This window comes from Sphingopyxis microcysteis, from assembly GCF_012274265.1.
In the GTDB taxonomy this organism is placed as follows: domain Bacteria; phylum Pseudomonadota; class Alphaproteobacteria; order Sphingomonadales; family Sphingomonadaceae; genus Sphingopyxis; species Sphingopyxis microcysteis.
In genome coordinates, this window is the sequence record NZ_JAANYY010000008.1 from 1 (window position 1) to 20483 (window position 20483).

17 protein-coding genes and 1 pseudogene are annotated in these 20483 nt (G+C 64.8%); 1 reads left to right on the plus strand and 17 read right to left on the minus strand.

The annotated features are described in order from the left end of the window. Positions 1-191: 191 nt before the first annotated feature. On the minus strand, positions 192-2786 hold the full coding sequence (pepN, locus tag G9408_RS16350) for an aminopeptidase N (RefSeq protein WP_168455003.1): 2595 nt from the start codon (positions 2784-2786) through the stop codon (positions 192-194). A 171-nt stretch (positions 2787-2957) separates the two neighbouring features. On the opposite strand from pepN, the gene G9408_RS16355 reads away from it, so the two are divergent. After that, the gene (locus tag G9408_RS16355) at positions 2958-3749 is read left to right on the plus strand and encodes a Rossmann-fold NAD(P)-binding domain-containing protein (RefSeq protein WP_168455004.1); all 792 of its coding nucleotides are present in this window, start codon (positions 2958-2960) and stop codon (positions 3747-3749) included. 93 nt (positions 3750-3842) lie between these two features. Here G9408_RS16355 and G9408_RS16360 read toward each other — a convergent pair whose 3' ends face one another. The 16 genes and pseudogenes from G9408_RS16360 to G9408_RS16435 all read right to left on the minus strand — a co-directional run. Then, positions 3843-5042, minus strand: a complete 1200-nt coding sequence (locus tag G9408_RS16360) for a DUF445 domain-containing protein (RefSeq protein ID WP_235957923.1) — start codon at positions 5040-5042, stop codon at positions 3843-3845. A gap of 156 nt (positions 5043-5198) precedes the next feature. After that, positions 5199-8615: an efflux RND transporter permease subunit gene (locus G9408_RS16365; protein WP_168455005.1), complete on the minus strand. Its 3417-nt coding sequence runs from the start codon at positions 8613-8615 to the stop codon at positions 5199-5201. A gap of 37 nt (positions 8616-8652) precedes the next feature. After that, positions 8653-9861 (minus strand): efflux RND transporter periplasmic adaptor subunit, encoded by a 1209-nt coding sequence (locus tag G9408_RS16370; RefSeq protein WP_168455006.1) that lies wholly within the window; start codon positions 9859-9861, stop codon positions 8653-8655. Between the two features lie 293 nt (positions 9862-10154). After that, positions 10155-10424 (minus strand): GlsB/YeaQ/YmgE family stress response membrane protein, encoded by a 270-nt coding sequence (locus G9408_RS16375; protein WP_120215572.1) that lies wholly within the window; start codon positions 10422-10424, stop codon positions 10155-10157. 121 nt (positions 10425-10545) lie between these two features. Then, positions 10546-10809 carry a GlsB/YeaQ/YmgE family stress response membrane protein gene (locus G9408_RS16380; protein WP_120215571.1) on the minus strand — a complete coding sequence of 88 codons (264 nt, stop codon included), beginning with the start codon at positions 10807-10809 and terminating at the stop codon, positions 10546-10548. 946 nt (positions 10810-11755) lie between these two features. Further along, complete coding sequence (gene nadA, locus G9408_RS16385; RefSeq protein ID WP_168455007.1) at positions 11756-12745, minus strand: quinolinate synthase NadA; 990 nt, start codon at positions 12743-12745, stop codon at positions 11756-11758. Positions 12746-12815: 70 nt separating this feature from the next. After that, positions 12816-13529, minus strand: a complete 714-nt coding sequence (locus tag G9408_RS16390) for an adenylate cyclase (RefSeq protein ID WP_168455008.1) — start codon at positions 13527-13529, stop codon at positions 12816-12818. A 66-nt stretch (positions 13530-13595) separates the two neighbouring features. Continuing rightward, complete coding sequence (locus tag G9408_RS16395) at positions 13596-14243, minus strand: DUF4230 domain-containing protein (protein WP_168455009.1); 648 nt, start codon at positions 14241-14243, stop codon at positions 13596-13598. After that, complete coding sequence (locus G9408_RS16400) at positions 14240-15040, minus strand: hypothetical protein (RefSeq protein ID WP_168455010.1); 801 nt, start codon at positions 15038-15040, stop codon at positions 14240-14242. The genes G9408_RS16395 and G9408_RS16400 overlap by 4 nt, the downstream gene beginning before the upstream one ends. Position 15041: 1 nt before the next feature. After that, positions 15042-15959: an MBL fold metallo-hydrolase gene (locus tag G9408_RS16405; RefSeq protein WP_168455011.1), complete on the minus strand. Its 918-nt coding sequence runs from the start codon at positions 15957-15959 to the stop codon at positions 15042-15044. 526 nt (positions 15960-16485) lie between these two features. Further along, positions 16486-18168, minus strand: a complete 1683-nt coding sequence (locus G9408_RS16410; protein WP_168455012.1) for a M56 family metallopeptidase — start codon at positions 18166-18168, stop codon at positions 16486-16488. Beyond that, entirely contained in the window at positions 18165-18533 is a 369-nt protein-coding gene (locus tag G9408_RS16415) for a BlaI/MecI/CopY family transcriptional regulator (RefSeq protein WP_137870215.1), read from the minus strand. Before G9408_RS16415 ends, G9408_RS16410 begins: the two co-directional genes overlap by 4 nt. Positions 18534-19262: 729 nt before the next feature. Further along, a complete protein-coding gene (gene grxD, locus G9408_RS16420; protein ID WP_120215564.1) occupies positions 19263-19592 on the minus strand; it encodes a Grx4 family monothiol glutaredoxin in 330 nt (109 codons plus the stop codon). A 45-nt stretch (positions 19593-19637) separates the two neighbouring features. Further along, positions 19638-19871: a BolA/IbaG family iron-sulfur metabolism protein gene (locus G9408_RS16425; protein WP_168455013.1), complete on the minus strand. Its 234-nt coding sequence runs from the start codon at positions 19869-19871 to the stop codon at positions 19638-19640. Between the two features lie 4 nt (positions 19872-19875). Next, positions 19876-20202, minus strand: a complete 327-nt coding sequence (locus G9408_RS16430) for a DUF1476 domain-containing protein (RefSeq protein ID WP_120215562.1) — start codon at positions 20200-20202, stop codon at positions 19876-19878. Between the two features lie 174 nt (positions 20203-20376). Then, positions 20377-20483, minus strand: a pseudogene (locus G9408_RS16435) (IS5/IS1182 family transposase); the annotation flags it as partial.

Here is a 20483-nt window from a genome sequence, read left to right on the forward strand (position 1 = left end):
TTCTGGGGAGGGGCAACGGAGACTTGGCAGCTTGCTGCCTAGTCGTAGTGGGGTGGGGGCCGTCGGCCTTGCGCAAGGCCGCTGGCCCCCACCCGCTGCGACTAACGAACAAGTTCGCAAGTCTCGCTGCCCTCCCCTGAAGGGGAGGGCGTGATATTATCCCAACGTCCGCTTCCCACCCCAACGCCGCCCTACCCCAGCAAACTCTTGCTCGCCTGCTCGGTCACGTCGCGCGACAGGCCCGGCTGCGCCAAAATCCGCTCCAGTTCGCTCCGCATCATCGCCGCGCGCGCCTCGTCGAAGCGTTTCCAGCGGCCGAGCGGCGGGATCATCCGCGCGGCGGTTTGCGGGTTCTTGGGATCGAGTGCTATGACGAGGTCGGCGATCAGGCGATAGCCCGCGCTGTCGGCCTGATGGAAGGCCGCCTGATTGCCTGTCAGCGCGCCATAGAGCGAGCGCACGCGGTTGGGATTGGCGAGCGTGAAATCGGGATGCTGCGCCAGTTCCTTCACCGCATCGACCGTATCGGGGCGCAGCGACCACGCCTGCACCTGGAACCATTTGTCGAGCACCAGCGGATTGTCGCGGTAGCGTTGATAGAAAATATCCAGCGCCGCCACGCGTTCGTCGCTGTCGCCATGCGCCAGCGTTGCGAGTGCCGCCTGCCGTTCGGTCATCCCGTCGGCGGCGGAGAAAATCCCGAACGCCAGCGACGGAACATCATCCAGCCCGGTGGCCGCGAGATAGGCGAGCGCGACGCCGCGTAGGCGGCGGCCGCCCTTGGCTCCGCGCGACAGGTCAGTGGCGGGCGGCGCGGCGCTGCTCAGGATCGCGCGCCATTCAATTTCGAGCGCAACCCCGATCGCCGCCTGTAGCGCCAGCCGCTCGCGGCGGATCGCATCGGGATCAACCGTGACCATCTGGTCGCCGATAAAGGCCTCGCTGGGCAGCAGCACCGCCTCGGCGACAAACGCCGGATCGTCGGCGCGGCCCGCGAGCGTTCCCGCCACCGCATCGATCACCGCGGCATTATTCACCGCTTCGCCCGACACCGCGGCAACGAGCGTATCGAGCATCAGCTGCTGCAAGGCTTCGTAGCGCGCGAACGGATCGTCGTCATGCGCCGCCAGCCACGCCAGCTCGCCCGGCGCGCGCGCATAGTCGACGATCACCGGCGCGGAGAAGCCGCGATTGACCGACAGCGCCGGACGTGCCGCAAAGGCGCCGAGCGCGATCCGCTGCGCCGCGCCGGTCAGCGTGACCAGCGTTTCGGGCAGCGCCGCGCCGCTGCCGTCCATCGCGAAGGCGGCGAGTTTCAGCGGCATCATCATCGGTTGCTTTTCAGGCTGGCCCGGGGTCGGCGGCACCGATTGCTGAACGTCGAGCATCCATTCGCCGCCGTCCTGAACCAGCGCCAGCGACAGGCGCGGCGTCCCCGCCTGGCTGTACCATAAGCGGAACTGGGTGAGGTCAATGCCGGCGCCCTCTTCGATCGCGCGGACGAAATCCTCGCACGTCGCCGCCTCGCCATCATGCCGATCGAAGTAGAGGTCGGTGCCCTTGCGGAACCGCTCCGACCCGACCATCGTCGCCATCATGCGGATGATCTCGGCGCCCTTATTATAGACCGTCGCGGTATAGAAGTTGCTGATTTCCTGAAAGCTGTCGGGGCGGATCGGATGCGCCAGCGGCCCGGCGTCCTCCGGGAATTGCGCGGCGCGGAGCAGGCGAACATCCTCGATCCGCTTGACCGCGGGCGACCCCATGTCGGCCGAGAAACATTGGTCGCGATAAACGGTGAAGCCTTCTTTCAAGGACAGCTGGAACCAGTCGCGGCAGGTGACGCGATTGCCCGACCAATTGTGGAAATATTCATGCGCGACGACGCCCTCGACCCCGTCATAATCGACGTCGGTCGCGGTGTCGGGGTCGGCGAGGATGTAGCGGGTGTTGAAGATGTTCAGCCCCTTGTTCTCCATCGCCCCCATGTTGAAGTCGCTGACCGCGACGATGTTGAACAGGTCGAGGTCATATTCGCGGCCATAGACCTCCTCGTCCCATTTCATGCTGTCCTTGAGCGCCTGCATCGCGTGGCCGGTGCGATCGAGGTCGCCGTCGCGCACCCAGATGCCGAGCTCGACCCGGCGCCCCGACATCGTCGTGAAGCTATCGCGATTGACCACCAGGTCGCCCGCGACCAGCGCAAACAGATAGCTCGGCTTTGGCCACGGGTCTTCCCACAGCGCCCAATGATTGCCGCCCGCGCCGTCGCCCTTGGCGATACAGTTGCCGTTCGACAGCAGGATCGGGAACGCGGCCTTGTCGCCCTCCATCCGCACCTTGTACCGGCTGAGCACATCGGGACGGTCGGGGTGAAAGGTGATGCGGCGGAAGCCCTCCGCTTCGCACTGGGTGCAGAGCATGCCGTTCGACGCATAGAGCCCCATCAGCTGGGTGTTCGCGACCGGATGGATCAGCGTGTCGATCTCGACCGTCGCCGCGGTGCGATCGCCGAGGTCGACGATCAGGTCGCTGCCGTCCATCCGCCAGTCGTTCCAGCCCTCGCCATCGACGCGCACCGCCGCCGGGGTCAGCCCGTCGCCGCGCAGCAGCAGCGGCACCGGCGCATCGGCCTGGCGCACCACCGACAGCGCCGCGGCGACGCGCGTCGCCTCGACCGCCAGCGCGAAATCGAGCGCGACGTCGGGCACCTGCCAGTCGGGCGGGCGGTAATCGCCGCGATGGATGGTGACGGGAATAGCGGGGGTGGAAGAGGCGTCGGTCATGCGGATATCTGGCCTTGGACAAACACCGTTCGCCCTGAGCTTGTCGAAGGGCCGTCCTTCTCTTCTGCAGCGCCGAAGGAAGGACGGTGCTTCGACAAGCTCAGCACAAACGGACAAAATGATAGTCTATTGTCCTAGGCTTGCGGCGCGGGGCGCGCAATAAGGCGGGCGATGGGACAGATGCTGATTTTCGGGATGGGCTATGCCGCCAGTCACCTTGCCGACCGCCTTCGCGCGCGCGGGTGGGACGTGGCAGGGACGACACGGGACGGGCGCGGCGACAGCATCGCGTTCGGCGATGAGGCGCGCGTACTGGCGGCGTTGCGGTCGGCCACGCATATCCTGTCGACGGTCCCGCCTGTCGAGGGCGCCGATCCGGTGCTGGCACGCTATGGTGACGCCATCGCGCTCGCCCCGGCGGCATGGGTCGGGTATCTGTCCTCGACCGGAGTCTATGGCGACGCGGGTGGCGCGTGGGTGGACGAGAGCGCGCCGGTCAAGGGCCGCCGCGCAGACCGCAACGCCGCCGATGCTGCGTGGCAGAGACTGCGCGGCGACGTATCGGTCTTTCGCCTGCCCGGCATCTATGGCCCCAGTCGCTCAATCCTCGACCGGATACGCGAAGGCCGCGCGCACCGGATCGCCTTGCCCGACCAGGTCTTCAGCCGGGTGCATGTCGACGACATCGCGGGCGGCGTGATCGCATCGTTCAGGGGACCGGCGGGGGTCTATAATCTCGCCGACGACGAGCCGTGCCACCAGAACCGGCTGGTCGAATGGGGCTGCGCGACGTTAGAAATGCCGTTGCCGCCGCTGCAAACGCTGGACGAGGCGGGCCTTTCTCCGACGGCACGAGCTTTTTACGCCGAGAACCGCCGCGTTGCGAATGCGAAGGCGAAGCGGCTCTTGGGGTGGACGCCGCGTTATCCGAACTTTCGCAAAGGGTTGGTGAGCTGCTCATAAGGGTCGCCCCCGCGAAGGCGGGGGCCGCCAGCAGCGTATTCCGGCATCGCTGTGTAAACCGAATGCGGCCCCCGCCTTCGCGGGGGCGACGGATCAAATCAACACATCCACCGTGTGGATCAACACCCCGACCAGCCCGCCAACCAGCGTGCCGTTGATGCGGATATATTGCAGGTCGTCGCCGACGGCATTTTCCAGCCGGTCGGTGATCGTCTTCGCATCCCAGCCGCGGATCGTGTCGGACACCAGCTTCAGCGCAGTTTCGCCATAGCTGTCGACCATGCCGACGACGGCGCGGCGCGCGTAGCGGTTGAGCGTGCGCTTGATATGGGCATCCTCGCCCAGCATCGCCCCGAATTGCGTCACCAGTTCGCCGATCCTCCCCGCGAGCATGGTGTCGGGGTTGCGCGCCGCCTTCAGCAGCGCCCCACGCCCCTGTTCCCACAGACCGTCGAGCCAGCGTTTCACCGCCTTGTTTTCAAGCAGCTCGTCGCGGACCTTGGCGACCTTTGCCTTGACCTCGGGATCGTGCTGCAGGTCGAGCGCCATCTTGGCGAGGCCCTCTTCGACACGAATGCGCAGCGGGTGCGTCTCATCCTCGGCCATCTCGCTCAGCAGCTTCGACAGCCCGGCAACGATGCGATTGGAAATGCTCTCGTCGAGCCCGGTGAAGCGCACGATCGCGTTACTATTGTCGTGCACCATCTGATGGATCAGATGCTCGTTGAGTTCGAGCGTCTTCGACCCCCATTTGACCATCGCGTCGAGCAGCGGCTGGTGCCGCCCCTCGGCCAGCGCCGCCTGCATCGCCTGCCCCAGCAGCGGCGCGACGTCGAGTTCGCGCAAGCGGTCGGCGATCGCCGATTTGACCATGCCCCCCAGCCGCTGCTGGTCGAGCGCGCCGAGCCCGTCGGCGATGATCCGCGACGCGCCGAGCCGCAGCCGCCCGCCGCCCTCGCCCGGTTGCGACAGAAATTTGCCCACCGCGCCCGCAACGTCGACCGTCTGCATCTTGCGCGCGATCAGTCGCGGCAACAGGAAGTTGGTGAGCAGGAAGCGCGCGAGCGTGTCGCCGATGCGGTTCTTGTTGCGCGGCACGATCGCCGTGTGAGGAATCGGCAGCCCCATCGGGTGCCGGAACAGCGCGGTCACCGCGAACCAGTCGGCCAGCCCGCCGACCATCGCCGCCTCGGCAAAGGCGCGGACAAACCCGATCGCGGGATGGACATCCTGATAGAATTTGGCGGTGACGAAGATGATCGCCATGACCACCAACATGCCCGTCGCGACCATCCGGACGTTCAGCCCGCCGGTCGGAACGGCAACGCCCACCCCGGCGGGGTGGGCGCGGCCGGCGGTCGCCGGGGTCGAAGCTTTATCGATCATCCGCTTAAAATGGCGACGCGACGCAAAAGTTGCAACCAAGGCCGCACATTTGCGCGCGTCACGCTATTCGGCAGGCTGCGGTGCCGGTTCCCCATGCGGTTTCGTATCGTCACCCTTTCGATAAGTGAGCAGATTGCGCGAGAAGAACCGGCCGAGCCGCTTTTCCATGCTGTCGGCGAGGCTGAAGCCCGCAGGCACGATCAGCAGCGTCAGCAGCGTCGACAGGATCAACCCGCCGATCACGACAACGCCCATCGGCGCGCGCCACGCCCCGTCGCCCGACAGCGAGATCGCCGTCGGCACCATGCCCGCCACCATCGCGACCGTGGTCATGACGATCGGCTGCGCGCGCTTGCGCCCGGCATCGAGCAGCGCCTCCATCTTGCCGACACCATGGTCCATTTCCTCGATCGCGAAATCGACGAGCAGGATCGAGTTTTTGGCGACGATGCCGAGCAGCATGAGCAACCCGATATAGACCGGCATCGAGATTTCCATGCCGGTGATCGCGAGGCCCAGCAGGCCGCCGAGCGGCGCCAGCAGCAGCGACGACATATTGACCAGCGGCGACAGGAAGCGGCGATAGAGCAACACCAGCGTCGCGAAGACGAGCAGCAATCCCGACACCACCGCGATGAGGAAATTGTTGATCAACTCGGCCTGCCATTTCGCATCGCCCTGCACCACCTTGCGGATGCCCTGCGGCATTTCCTTGACCGCGGGCAACGCGTCGATCTTTTTCTGCGCATCGCCGGTGACCAGCCCCGGCGCCAGATCGGCGCCGATCACGATACGCCGCGTCTGGTTATAACGGCGCAGTTCGGTCGGCCCGGCGCCGAACCCGATGTCGGCAACCGATTTCAGCGGCACCGTTCCGCCGCGCGAGGTCGGAACCGGCAGGTTTTCGATCGTCGCGAGGCTGCGGCGCGAATCTTCGGACAGCAGCACGCGGATCGGGATCTGGCGATCGGACAGCGAGAATTTCGCGGCATTCTGATCGATGTCGCCAAGGGTCGCGATGCGGATCGTCTGGCTGAGCGCCGCGGTCGTGACCCCGAGTTCGGCGGCCAGGTCCATGCGCGGATTGACGATGATTTCGGGGCGCGGAATGTCGCCCTCGATACGCGGTGCGCGCAGTTCCTTGAGCCCGCCCATCTGGGCCACGATCGTGCGCGCATGTTTTTCCAGCGCGACCGGATCGTCACCCCCGATGACCATCGTCATGTCGCGACCCGAAAAGCCGCCCGACTGGCTCTGGAACGAAACGCGCGCGTCGGGGATGGCCGCCAGCTTGGGTTGCAGGCTGCGTTCCCATTCGACGCTGGTCATCGGACGCTCTTTCTTGAGCGTGATGAACGCATTGCCGCCGCCGACCTCGACGTCATAGAAAGCCGTCTGGACGACCGGGCTATTGTCGAGGATGGCGCCGATCTGCCGCACGATATTTTCGCTTTGCGCCAGCGTCGAACCCGGCGGCAGTTCGTAGCGAACCTGGCTGTAATCGCTGTTCGTCGTCGGCTGGAACTGCTGCGGCAGTACCATGAACAAGCCGATGCTCGACAGGAAAGCGAGCAGCCCGATGCCGACGATCCAGACGCGGTGATCGTGCAGGCGCGCATAGGCGCGTTGCACCATGAACTTTGCCCAGTGGGTAAAGCCCCAACCGCGCATGCCTACCGCATAGACCAGCGCACCGCCGATGATCGCGATCAGGCTGGTCAGCAGGAAGATGGCGATCGCCATGAACGGCGTCTGCAACAGGAAGTACAGCGCGGGGTTGGGACCATCCTGTCCCGCCGGAACCGGCTGGAAATAGGCGTAGATCGCATAGAGGATGTAAAGACCCGCAAGGATGAGCGGTACAGCCAGATAGGCGACGCTGGTCCGGGTACCATCGTAACGCGCCCGCACTGCCTGCTGCTTTGTACTGTCCAACGTCCACGCCAGCACCTTTTCGTACCGGTCGACCCACGGTCCCGCCGCATGTTCCTGTTCGCCCTGCGCCGACAGGAAATAGGCCGCGATCATCGGCGTGATCATACGCGCGACCGCGAGGCTGACGAGCACCGCGAACACGACGGTCATCCCGAACTGGATAAAGAACTGGCCGGAAATCCCGGGCATCAGCGCCACCGGCAGGAACACCGCGACGATCGACATCGTCGTCGCGACCACCGCGAGCCCGATTTCGTCGGCGGCGTCGATCGACGCCTGATAGGCGGTCTTGCCCATGCGCATATGCCGGACGATATTCTCGATCTCGACGATCGCGTCGTCGACCAGCACCCCCGCCACCAGGCTGAGCGCGAGCAGCGACAGGCTGTTCAGCGAAAAGCCCATCATGTCCATGAACCAGAAGGTCGGGATCGCTGACAGCGGGATCGCGAGCGCACTGATCAGCGTCGCGCGCCAGTCGCGCAGGAACAGGAACACGACGACGACGGCAAGCACCGCGCCTTCGATCATCGCCAGCATCGAGCTGCGATATTGTTCCTTGGTATATTCGGTGCGCGTGAACAGGATCTTGAAATCGACCTTGGGGTTGGCTTCCTTGATCGCGGCCAGCTTTTTCATCGTTTCGTCATGCACGGTGACGTCCGACGCGCCCTTGGCCTTTTCGATCGCAAAGCTGAGCACCTGGCGGCCCTTGATCTTCGCGAGATTGCGCTGTTCGGCATAGCCGTCGGTGACCTTGGCAACGTCGGACAGGCGCACGGTACGGCCATTGCCGATCGACAGGCGCGTCTCGCCAAGTTCAAAGGCGTTGGCGGCATTGCCCAGCACGCGCACCGCCTGTTCGCTGCCGGCGATTTCGGTACGCCCGCCCGCCGCATTGACGTTGGTCTGGCGCAGCTGCTGGTTCACCTGACTGGCGGTCAGGCCATAGCTTTGCATCCGCGCGGGATCGAGGATCACGCGGATTTCGCGATCGACGCCGCCCGAACGGCGCACCTGGCTCATGCCCGGGATCGACAGCAATTCCTTGGCGACGGTATTGTCGACATACCAGGACAATTGCTCCAGCGTCATGTCGGACGCCTCGACCGCGAAATAGGTGATCGGGCCGCCCGCGATGTCGACGCGCACGACCTGCGGTTCCAGGATGCCGTCGGGCAGGTCGCTGCGGATCTGCGAAATCGCCTGGTTGACGTCGTTATAGGCGCGGTCGATCGGGGTGCCGATCGCGAACTGCACCATGGTGCGGCTGCTGCCTTCGCCGACATAGGACGACATTTCGTCGACCCCGCTGACCCCGCGGACCGCCGCTTCGACGCGCTGGGTCACCTGCGTTTCCAGCTCCGACGGCGCCGCCCCCGGCTGCGACACGATGACCTGCACCGCGGGAAATTCGATGTCGGGATTGTCGTTGACGTCCATCCGGTTGAAACTGACGATCCCCGCCAGCATCAACAGCACGAACATCACGATCGGCGGCACCGGATTGCGGATGCACCAGGCGGAAATGTTGCGAAAGCTCATGATTCAAACGCCCTTGTGCGTACGCGATCGGGTAGGATTATTGCGACGATTTCTGGACCACCGGCTTCACCTTGTCGCCGACGTTCAGGAACGCACCGGCCAGCACGACGACACGTTCGTTGCCGTTGAGGCCCGATGCGATCGACACGCCGCCGTCGGTCACGGTACCCACCTTGACCGGCTTACGCTGGATCGTGTCCTTGCTGTCCACCACCAGCACATAATTGCCTTCCGGACCGCTCTGGACCGCGCTTTCAGGCAGCAACGGCGCTTCTTCGGTACCGGCCACCAGCCGCGCGTCGGCGAAGCCGCCCGGACGGAGCGCGGTGCTGTACGGCACCGCGATGCGCACCATGCCCTGCCGGGTGTCGGGGTCGATCACCGGCGACACCTGCCACACCTGACCGGCGATCTGCAGGTTGGTGCCGACCGGGCTGATCGTCGCGCGGGTACCGACGCGGACGCGCGCCAGATCGGCTTCGGCCATCTGCGCCATCAATTCCATCTCGCCGCCGCGCGCCATGCGGAACAGCACGCCGCTGCCCGAGCTCACGACCTGACCCGTTTCAACCTGCCGCGTCAGCACCAGACCCGCCGCCGGGGCGACGATGTTCAAACGGCCGTTGCGCGCCTGCGCTTCGGCATATTGGGCCTGCGCGACGCGGACGCGCGCATTGGCGGCATCGCGCGTTGCGCGCTTGCGATCCATATCAGCCTTGGAAATGAAACCACGCGACACCAGCGCGTCGGCGCGGGTCAGTTCGGCCTGCGCCAGATCGGCATCGGCCTGCGCAACGCGGATCGATGCGGCGAGCGCCGCGGCCTGCTGCGCCTGCACCGCGCGATCGACGATCGCAAGCGGCTGGCCAGCGCCGACCCACTGGCCGGGTTCGACCAGCACGCGCACGACCTGACCGCCCTCACCGGCAACCCCGACGGGCATCTCGCGACGCGCCGCGATCGTCCCGTTGGTCGAAATCGTCGCTTCGACCGACTGACGGCCGGGGATCATCACGGTGATGCTCGGCACCGCCGCGGCGCCCTCGCCGCCCGCTGCACCGCCAGCGCCCGCGGCGCCTTCCTTGCTGGAGCTGAATGCGTACCATGCGGCGGCCAGCGCGAGTGCGATCAGCACCACTGCGATGATCAACCGCGTCCGCTTGCGGCGGCTTTCCGCCTCGTCATAATAGCTCTGGGTCGAACCCGCGAGGCTGTCCATCACATCCACTTTCCGCTCGTAGTTCACGCCATATTCCTCCCTGCCTGTGGCGGCATCCGATGCGGCAAGCGCGACTGCGCTTCGCCCCCTCAGGCCCGCACGACAGGACCGAAATCCCGCACGAGGTGTATTACCTAATTAAATCACCGCTTGCAAGAGGCCAAAACTCGTCCCCCTGCCCGCGCGCCGGGGCGCGGTCCATAAGCCGATATTGTTGCGATTTCCAGTGGTTGCAGACATGAAAAAGGGCGGCGCGCCTGACGGCGGGCCACCCTTTGATCCGGTCGGTCGCGAACGACCGATGCCGGTCTATGATCGATTCAGCGAACGCGGCCGCGGCGCACCAGATTGACGACGGCGAGCAGCACGACGGCACCGATAAATGCGGTCAGCAGCGTCATCGGGTCAAACGCATTGCCGCGCAGGTGCCCGCCACCCAGGAACTGGCCGAACAGGAACCGCCCGAGGATCGAGCCGACGCAGCCGACGATGATGTTGAGGAAGATACCCTGCTGCGCATCGGTGCGCATCACGATGCTGGCCAGCCAGCCGATAACACCGCCCATGATGATTGCGATAATGAAATCCATGATATTGACCCCCTACGATCATTGGTGTCGCCCGCCTTGGCAGGCATGGCATTGTTAACCCAGTTATTTGAAAGCGCCTAGCGGAATAGCGGCGGCGCCAGGTGCACCGCCGCGACCCCGGTTAACGAACGCTGCCGCGGCGGACCAGATTGATGATGCCGAGCAACACGACCGCGCCGATAAACGCCCACAGCAGCCCGACCGGGCTGAAGGTATCGAGGCTGGCGCCCATGCCGAAAAAGCTGCCGAGGAAATTGCCGAGGAACGCCCCGACGACGCCGACGACGACGTTCAGGATGATGCCCTGCTGCGCGTCGGTGCGCATGACGATGCTCGCCAGCCAGCCGATGATGCCGCCAACGATCAAAGTGATGATCAAGCCCATGATTTTTCCCTTCCTGAACCGCCGGGCAAACGCAGATACCCGGCCCATTTATGAACGTCCGGTCGCGCCCAGACATCGTTTCAACGATGCCGACACAATGCGGAAAGGAAGCGAAAGGTTCCCGGCCGGTCCCGAAGGACGCAGCCGGGAAAGTGGGATCAGTTCCAGATCAAGAACTGCTCCGGGTCGCAACCACGGCTCTAAGCAGCCGCGTTTGACGGCGATGTGACGAAGGTCACAAGGACAAAAATAAATATGATGGCGTGCCAGAGAAGGGCAAAGACGGCGCACGCGCCGCGCGCTGCGCACAAACGAAATGGGGGCCGACATCGCTGCCAACCCCCACTATCCGGTCCTGCTCCGCGTCTCGCCACCCCGCCTTCATCCCGGTCCGCTTCTCTTGCGATCAGCAGCCCGCAAAACGATGCGTTGCGGCGCACGCCGGAACAATCCGGCGACGGTTTGGTCGGCCCCCTTTCGGGGGCCGGCCGCACCTGGAAAGCCCTTCATCATCTCTTCCTGCGTCCGCCGAAGCGATCGCTGTCCAAGCGATGGACTGCATTTCCTGTACCTGGTCGGGTTCGCATCAACTCGTGGGAATCGCTACGTTCCGTGACCAAGCTATCGGTCGATTTCCTCGCAAGTCCGGTCCGTTCTCTTCTGGCTAGTCTTGCAACTACCCTTGATGTCCCGGCGGTCTTTCGTCTCCGTCATCCGATGATTTGAAGCTGACATGAAGCGTTCGGGGCGCCAACAGAAAAACGCGCAAATACCCCCTATGCGCATCGCCCGCTGTGGATAAGTCCGGCATTAGCAACAAGCGGATTCGGTGCAGCATTTTTGTAACAAGGGTGCAGCATTTTCGGATGCGGTTTCGCGACTTGTCGAGAAAGAAGCCGCCTCGCGACTCGTATTGGCGAGTCGGAAATCCGACTCGCGACATCAATCACGCCCGGCCCAGATCGCCCTTGCCCACCGTGCCCGACGCCATCTCGAGCATCCGGTCGAGACTCTTGCGCGCGGCGAGGCGGAGGCCTTCCTCCATCTCGATCTGCGGTTTCAGGTCGCGCAATGCGAGGTACAGCTTCTCCATCGTGTTGAGCGCCATATACGGACAGATGTTGCAGTTGCAGTTGCCGTCGGCGCCCGGCGCGCCGATGAAATTCTTCTCGGGCAGCGCGAGTTCCATCTGGTGGATGATATGCGGCTCGGTCGCGACGATCAGCGTATCGCCGGGAAAGCTCTTCGCGAATTGCAAAATACCGCTGGTCGATCCGACATAGTCGGCATGGTCGACGATGTGCGGCGGACATTCGGGGTGCGCCGCGACCGGGGCGCCGGGGTGCTGCGCCTTCAGCTTCAAAAGCTCGGTTTCGCTGAACGCTTCATGGACGATGCACACGCCCGGCCACAACAACATCTCGCGCCCGAATTTGCGGTTGAGGTAGCCGCCGAGGTGGCGATCGGGGCCAAAGATGATCGGCTGGCTTTCGGGAATCTGGCTGATGATCGTCTCGGCGCTCGACGAGGTGACGATGATATCGCTCAATGCCTTCACCGCCGCCGAACAGTTGATGTAGGTCAGGGCGATATGGTCGGGGTGCTTTTCGCGAAACCGCTTGAACTGTTCGGGCGGGCAGCTGTCCTCCAGGCTGCACCCCGCGTCCATGTCGGGTAGGATCACGGTCTTTTCAGGCGAAAGGATTTTCGCGGTCTCGGCCATGAACTTGACGCCGCAAAAGGCGATGACGTCGGCGTCGGTGTCGGCGGCCTTGCGCGACAGCTCCAGCGAGTCGCCGACGAAATCGGCAAGGTCCTGAATCTCGGGCTTCTGGTAATAATGCGCCAAAATCACGGCATTGCGTTCTTTGCGCAGCCGCTCGATTTCAGCGCGCAGGTCGAGGCCCGAGAGATTCTCGCGGATGGGAGCAGTCATCGCTTTTCCTTATCTGGCTTTTGCCTTGGCCACCCCCCTACACCGCGACCCCGGACAGGGCAACGCGGCGTCAGCCGCCAACCAGCCGGTCCGCGAGCGCGATGACGGGGGGCGTCAACGCCAGCAGATAGATGGCGACGCGCACCGCGATGACAATTGCCGCAATCGCTTTTGTCGCGGGATGGACGGTGCCGAGCGTGCGGCGGTCGTATAGCGCGATGATGCCGACGACGCCGAGCTGGAACAGGCCGATCGGAAGGTCCGACCAGCCGATCATCAGGGGCATCGGCAACAAGCGGCCCAGCGCGGGTTCGAGGATGACGATCGTCGCGCCGATCATTAGCCGACGATGCCAGTCGGTCCGGTTCCGCCTTCGCACCGCCGCCCACACCATCAAACCGAACACCAGCGACTCGATGGCCGTCAGGGCAAGAAAATAGGGCGGCGAGAAAAAGGGCGGGAAGCGACCGAGCACCAGCGACGCCATCCCGGTGAACACCCCCAGCGCGGTGATCGCAATCGCCAGCGCCGCACCGGCCCACCCGAGCCGCCGGTGGAGTGCCAGATTCTGGCGCACGACCAGGGTCGGCTGGACAACGAGAAGCGCGAGCCAGGCCAGCATCAGCACGCCGTGCGCATGGACCCAGAAGGGCGCCGCGACCGGATCGACAAACCCGCGCAGCGCGAACTGCGCAAAGCCAATGATGATGAACGCCGAAAGGCCGATCGCCATATATTGCCAGAAACGCTCGGGCCGCGCCGTGCCCGCTGCTGTCGTCGCCATGCCATACCCCCCAGTCGGCCAAATCTTTGGACAAACTAACGCACGACGAAGGCGCGCGAAAGCCGCCTATCCGGCAGGGGTATCGGCAAAGCGCGCGGTGACCTTGGCATCGATTCCCGCAGCCTTCAGCGGCATCGCGAAGCTCTGCTCGATCGCGGCGCGCGCCGCGCCCTCAGCCAGCCGCATCGGGGTCGGCCCCTTTGCCTGCTTGATCAGTTCATCCTGCGCCGCCTTGCGATTGGCGGCGTCGAGCGACGCTTCGGCGTCGGTCAGCGTAAGCAGGATCGTCCCGTCGCGAAACTCGCTGATCGCGTCGATATCGATTTCGGGGCCGGCGAGACGCAGCGGCGGCAGCGTCACGGTAAGCGCATTGCTCGCCGCATCCCATTCGAGATCCGATTGCTTGAGCTGGCCCAGATCGACCTCGTAGCGCACCGTGCCGGGCATGATCAGCGTCTTTTTGGCGCTGAGTCCCATCCGGCTTTGCGTCGATGTCACGACAGCGACATAGCGCGCGGTGAACGGCACCAGCACATTCTGCTCCTGCAAACCCTGCAGGCTCGCGGCGACGACCGTTTCGGGATCATAGCCCTTTTCCCAGTCGCGCCACGCCGACACCGCCCACCAGACGGCAAGCAGCAGCATCGCCGCGGCGCCAAACAGGATCAGGCGCCCGGTCAGGCGGGGGGCGGTCGAGGAAGGATTCGGGCTCATGGCTCTGTATAGACCGAACAATCGGGTGCGGGGCGATCCATTTCATAACGACCCGTCGCATCGTTGAACCGCAGCACGCGTTCGTAACTGCACTCGGGATCCTTCCACTCGGCCAGATCGCTGGGTTTCAGCTTTTGCCCGCTATTGTCCTCGCTCCGCCGCGACGTCTGCGGATAGGCGGTCGCAAAGCTGCGATAGGTCAGGCTCGGCAGTTCACCGCCGTCGTCGGGGCCGGGTTTCAGCACCGCCTTAAATTCATATTCGTCGTGGCAGGCATCGAGCCGGTCCTTGGCGTCCTGTTCGGAAAAGCAGGCACGGATCATCAGCGAACTGTCCCATGCAACGTCGAGAACTTCGCCGCCGAGCCCGATCGCATGCGGCGCCATACCGAAACGCAGCAGGTGGAGCCGGCTGCCCGACCCGCCACCGCCCGAATACATCGCGCGCTGTTCGCCGATCACGCCGACCAGCATTTCCAGCCCCTCACCGCTGCCCGCTTCGTCGCCGCCGCGCACCCACACCGCTTGCGGCCATAGCCGCAGTGTCTGCGGCTCGCCCGCAAAGGTCGGCAGCGGTAGGACGGTCTTTTCATCGTCGCCCGACCCCGGAAAGGACACCACAAGATTGGCTGGAAGCGCGTCCGATTCTTCGTCGCCAGGCAGCGCAAAACATATCTGGCCGTCGGGCAGGCAATGGACGCCATCGTCTTTCGCGAGCAGTTCGATCAGCCGCGAGTTCGGCGCAGGCGTCGCGTCGGTCATCGGCTGCGCGGCGGCAAGCAGCATCGTCAAAAGCATGTCAGGCCAGTTCCCATTCGTCATCGCGTTCGCGCACCACCCCGCGCGCGCGCAGGTCGAACAGGTGCGCCAGCACCGAGCGGCCGGCGGCGCCGGTCAGTCGCGGGTCTAGCCCCTTGTACATATGCGCGACCATGGCCGGGATGACCCGGGTGCCCTTTTCCAGCTCGCGCAATATCTGGCGCTCGCGCTGCTTGCGGTGGCCCAGCATGCCGCGGACGAGCTGCCGCGGCTTGGTCACCGCGGGGCCGTGCGCGGGATAATAGACGCGGTCATCGCGGTCATGGAGCTTTGAGAGGCTGGCCATATAGGCTGCCATGTCGCCGTCGGGCGGGCTGACGACGCTGGTCGACCACGCCATAACATGATCGCCGGTGAACAACGCGCCGCTTTCGACCAGCGCGAAGCAGAGATGGTTCGACGTATGCCCGGGGGTCGCGACCGCCTCGATCGTCCAGCCGTCGCCGGAAATCCGCTCGCCGTCGGCCAGCACCCGGTCGGGGGCATAATCCGGATCGAACGCCGAATCGGCGCGCGGGCCGTTGTCGGACAAGGCCAGCGGCGCGCAGCCGATGATCGGGGCGCCGGTCGCGGCTTTTAGCGGCGCCGCGGCGGGGCTGTGGTCGCGGTGGGTGTGGGTACACAGGATCGCGGCGACGCGCTGCCCGCCGACCGCGCTCAGGATCGCATCGACATGACCGACCCCGTTGATGTCGGCGGGATCGCCGATGCTCATCCCCGATCCGGTCGGACCGGGGTCGATCACAGCTACATCGCTGCCCGCGCCGACGATCCACGTCTGGGTGCCGGTAAAGGTATAGGGCGACGGGTTCGGCGCCAGCACGCGCCGGACCAGCGGCTCATGCTGCTCGCAATCGCCGGCGCGGATGCTGTCGGGCCAGGGCTTTTCTTCGCTCATGGGTATCATGTGGCACTGCCGGGGGCGGAACGAAAGGGGTGGCGGCGCTCATTCGGCAACAACGACAGAAAACGACTGGAAGCGGGCATAAACTTTCGTCATCCCGGACTTGATCCGGGATCCATGCGGCTTCTCAGTGTGGGGCGGTACGAGGCATCATGGACCCCGGATCAAGTCCGGGGTGACGAAGAAATGAAGGCAGCTCCACCCCAAAGACGACGTCGCCCGCAAATAGGGCTTTCCTACATTATCCGGCTGTGCCAGCCTCGATTTGGCTCTTTCATTCAGTCAATAAGGCGGTCGTTGTCCGGCTTGCTGATGCCGTCAGGGCAAATCATGCCGGGGGCGCCCCGCACGTTTTGAGCCACAATTTGCGGCGTGCAGGGGGCTGAACTTTCCTGAACTTTGGATCGCCACGCGGTCCACGCGCTAACTCACGAAAAAGGGAGCGGTTGCCCGCTCCCTTTCCCCGCCCCTGCCGCCAGCCCCACCGGGGAGCAAAGGCTGGCGCCGAAGCTGGTCGGACTTAGTTGCCCGATTTCTCGATATCGGCGATCGCCTTGTCCAGATCGGCGGCGACCTTGGCGCGCATGTCGTCGGACAGGCCACGGGCGCGTTCGCCGTCGGCAAAGGATTCGCGTGCTTTCTTGAGCGCCGACAGTCGCGCGGCCTTACCCTCGGCGCTGTCATTGCACGCGAACATATGAACGCGGGTGCGCTTGCTGCCGTCGGTCTCGTCGCGGTTGACGATCGGCGCCGCCTTTTTGCTGTCGCCGCATTTGCCCAGCACCATCGTCTGGCCATGCACCGACGACCAGGCGCCATGTGGCATCGCAGGGATCGGAGGCATCGGCGGCATCGGGGCGAGCACGGTGCGGATCCGCTCCTTGCGCTTGGCCTCCAGCTTGTCGGCGATCGCATCGGCCTGTTTGCCGGTGATGCCTTGTTCTTTCAGCGTCGCCAGCACGTCGTCGCGCGACAGGCTGCCCGGCATCCGCACATCGATATGGCGCAGCTTGTCCTTGCCATCGGCGGGAGCGAACATCACCGTCGGCGCCTTGCCGTCACCCTGCCCGTCGCGGCGGATGACGATGCGATGTACTTCGCGCTTCTTGCCATCCTTATCGGTGGTGACGTCCTTGCTGGTGTCGGTGAAGACCATGACGCCGGGAGCATCGGGAGCATCGGGGGCGTCGGGAGCTTCGGGCGGCAACGGCGCCTCCGGCGGCAGCGGCGGTGCGGGCGGTTCGGCGACATCGACCGTCTGCGCGGTCGCCGTCTCGACCCCGGCGGGAACCAGCGTGGCGGTCGTCGCCAGCACCGCCAGCGCCGCGCCGCCGATCAGCAACCGGCCAGCCAGCCCGCGCTGTTTCGAAATATCCCTCCGCATCAACATCGTCAGCCTCTCCTGCAAATTATCGTGAACCGCCATCGGCGCCGCCAGCGACAGCCGCGACCCCACAGCGGCCTTGGCAATGGCGGTTGCATAGCGCGCGGTGCGCTCACCGCGCATGTCCGCGTCGGCCATCGTCAGCACGCGGGCATCGCACGCCGCCTCCTGATCGAAGCGGAAGGCGCGGATCGCGCGCCAGGCGAACGGATTGAACCATTGCGACGCCAGCAGCACGAGCGCCGCGGCATTCGCCCACAAATCGCCATGGCGATGGTGCGCGAGTTCATGGTCGACCGCGAGCGCGCGCTCGTCGGCGGCGTAGCGAGCAAAGAAATCCTGCGGCACCGCGACGATACGCCGCCACAGACCAAAGGCGACGGGGCCATCGACCGCGTCGGTCATGACCAGCCGGATCGTCCCGATCGGCTCCAGCTCGACCGCTTCGGCGAGCACGGCGACGCGAAACCGGCGATGCGACAAGAGCGCCATCGTCAGCACCGCGGCCATGCCGATAGCCCACACGACAAAGACATAGGGCATGGCATCGGCGACCGACCAGCTCGGGGCGACCGGTGCGGTCATCGCCGTATCGACCGCAACCAGCATCACGTCGACGCTTTCGGGCGCAGAAACCGGTTCGGCGAAGGGCAGCGGCGGCAAGACCAGCCGCAGCGCCGGGATCAGCCACAGGCTATACGCCAGCCGCGGCCCGAAGTGGCGCGCAAAGGGCTTGCGGATCAGCAGTACGGCCAGGACGAGCAGCGCGGTGGTGAGCATCGTGTCGCTCCACACCTGCATCCAGGTCGCGGCGCTCATGACTTGAGCTTCCGTAACAAGGCTTCGATTTCGGCAATGTCGGTGTCCGACAAGGCTTCGCGATCGGCAAGGTGCGCGATCAGCGGGCTGACGCGGCCACCGAACAGGCGGTCGACGAAGCGCTGCGATTCCTCGCCCACGGCATCGGCGCGCTCGATCGCGGGGCTATAGAGGTAGCGTCGGCCGTCGGCCTCGGCGGCCACCGCGCCCTTCTGAACCAGCCGTGCCAGCAACGTCTTGACCGTCGCCTGCGTCCAGCCATTCGCCTTGCCCACCCGGGCGGTCAGATCGGCCGCGGTTTGCGGGGCGTCGTCCCACAGGGCCGACAGCACCTGCATCTCCGACTCGCTTGCTCTTTCTGCCATCAGAACCCCTCCCATTGGCATCGCTGAACTGCAACGCGACTACAAATGTAGTCAAAGGGCTGAATGGTCGATGAACGAAGCTGAACTGCCCAAGGTCCGTCATCCCGGCGAAGGACGGGATCTCGCCAACGCGTCAGGGCGCAAGGGCGCGATCCCGGCCTTCGCCGCGCTGACGTCTTTGTCGTGTCGGAATATTTGACAGTGCGCGGCGCCGGTAAGGAATCGCTAACCACCGTCTTGCCCGAGAATCCGTCGCCGCGCCAAATTGGCACGGCAATTGAATAGTTTCAGATGTTCCCGAGTGTTCCGCTCAATGGAGCGGTGGGGGGCATCGGTCTGGTCCCTGATGCCCCCTGCCCCCACCGGGAAATCCCCACTTGCCCCCGATGCAGACGGGGGGCGGAGCGGCCGAAAGGCCCCGCCCCCCGGAAGCTTTAGTGCCTCCAGGGCGCTTTTCGGTTCTCGGCGCGGGTTGACGGCTGGAAACGTCCGGTAGCTGCCGTCGATCCTCCCTGTCGCGCAGCGATGGGGAGGTGGCAGCGCGAAGCGCTGACGGAGGGGCCATGACGCTGACGGCGCGGCCCCTCCACCATCCGCTTCGCGGACGGTCCCCCTCCCCATGGCTTCGCCACAGGGAGGATCATCAAGGGCCGCGCCCCACCCCAAAACAGACAAACAAAAGCCCACCGGAACGCACGCTCCGGCGGGCTTCTATTTGTTCGAGGTGCGTTATTCCGCCCGCGCCGGAATCCCCGCCATCAGCGTGTGCAACTCGCCCGCTTCCCACATTTCCATCATGATGTCGCTGCCGCCGACAAATTCGCCCTTCACATAGAGTTGGGGGATTGTCGGCCAGTCCGAAAATTCCTTGATGCCCTGGCGGATTTCCATGTCCTGCAGCACATCAACGGTTTCATATTCGATCCCCAGCCGATCGAGCATCGCGATCGCACGCGACGAAAAGCCGCACTGCGGGAACAGCGGCGTGCCCTTCATGAACAACAGCACGGGATTGTCGGCGACCAGCTTGGCGATGCGGTCATGCGTGGGTTCGGTCATAATCGTCTCCGGCGGCGCAGCGCGCCAAATTTTTTGAGCTATCCCCTATGAAGGAACGGCGGTCGTCAATTGCAAGGCATGAAGTTCGCCGCCCATGCGTCCGCCGAGCGCGGCATAGACCGCCTTGTGCTGCGCAATGCGGGTCATGCCGCGAAAGGATTCGCTGACGACATGCGCGGCATAATGATCGTTATCGCCCGCCAGGTCGGTGATTTCCACCACCGCTTCGGGAAAGGCGGTAACGATCATCGCCCGCAAATCGTCGGCGCGCATACCCATCGGGTCAGCCCTGCGCGTCGATGAACTGGCGCCGCGCCTCGACCGTCTTTTCGTTCAGCACCGCGCGGATTTCGGCGTCGCTGATCTCCACCTTGGCGGCGGTCAGGTCGCCCGCCAGCTTGCGGATCACATCCTCGTCGCCCGCTTCCTCGAAATCGGCCTGCACGACCGCCTTGGCATAGGCGTCGGTTTCCTCGGGGGTCAGCCCCATGCGTTCGGCGGCCCATTCGCCGACCAGCCGGTTGCGCCGCGCCGTGATGCGGAACTGCAGCTCCTGATCGCGGGCAAATTGGGTCTCGAAGGCGCGTTCACGATCGTCGAATCCGCTCATAATGTCCTCATGGGTTTGAAACAGTCGCCCTGCAGATAGGTTGCGCGTCCCATGGGCGCAAGCGGCCTGTGCCGCTGATCACTTCCCTTTTTCAGGCGAAGGGTTTAGGGTCCGTCCCGGGGAATGGGTCGCACCGCAGCCATGAAGACTGCGCCTAGGGTCAGGACTCATTGATCAGAGCCAGAAGATGACAGTCGCGGCGAGAGCTACGGCGGAGAAGAAGGCTTTCGGGCAGCGATCGTAGCGTGTTGCGACGCGTCTCCAGTCTTTGAGGCGGCCGA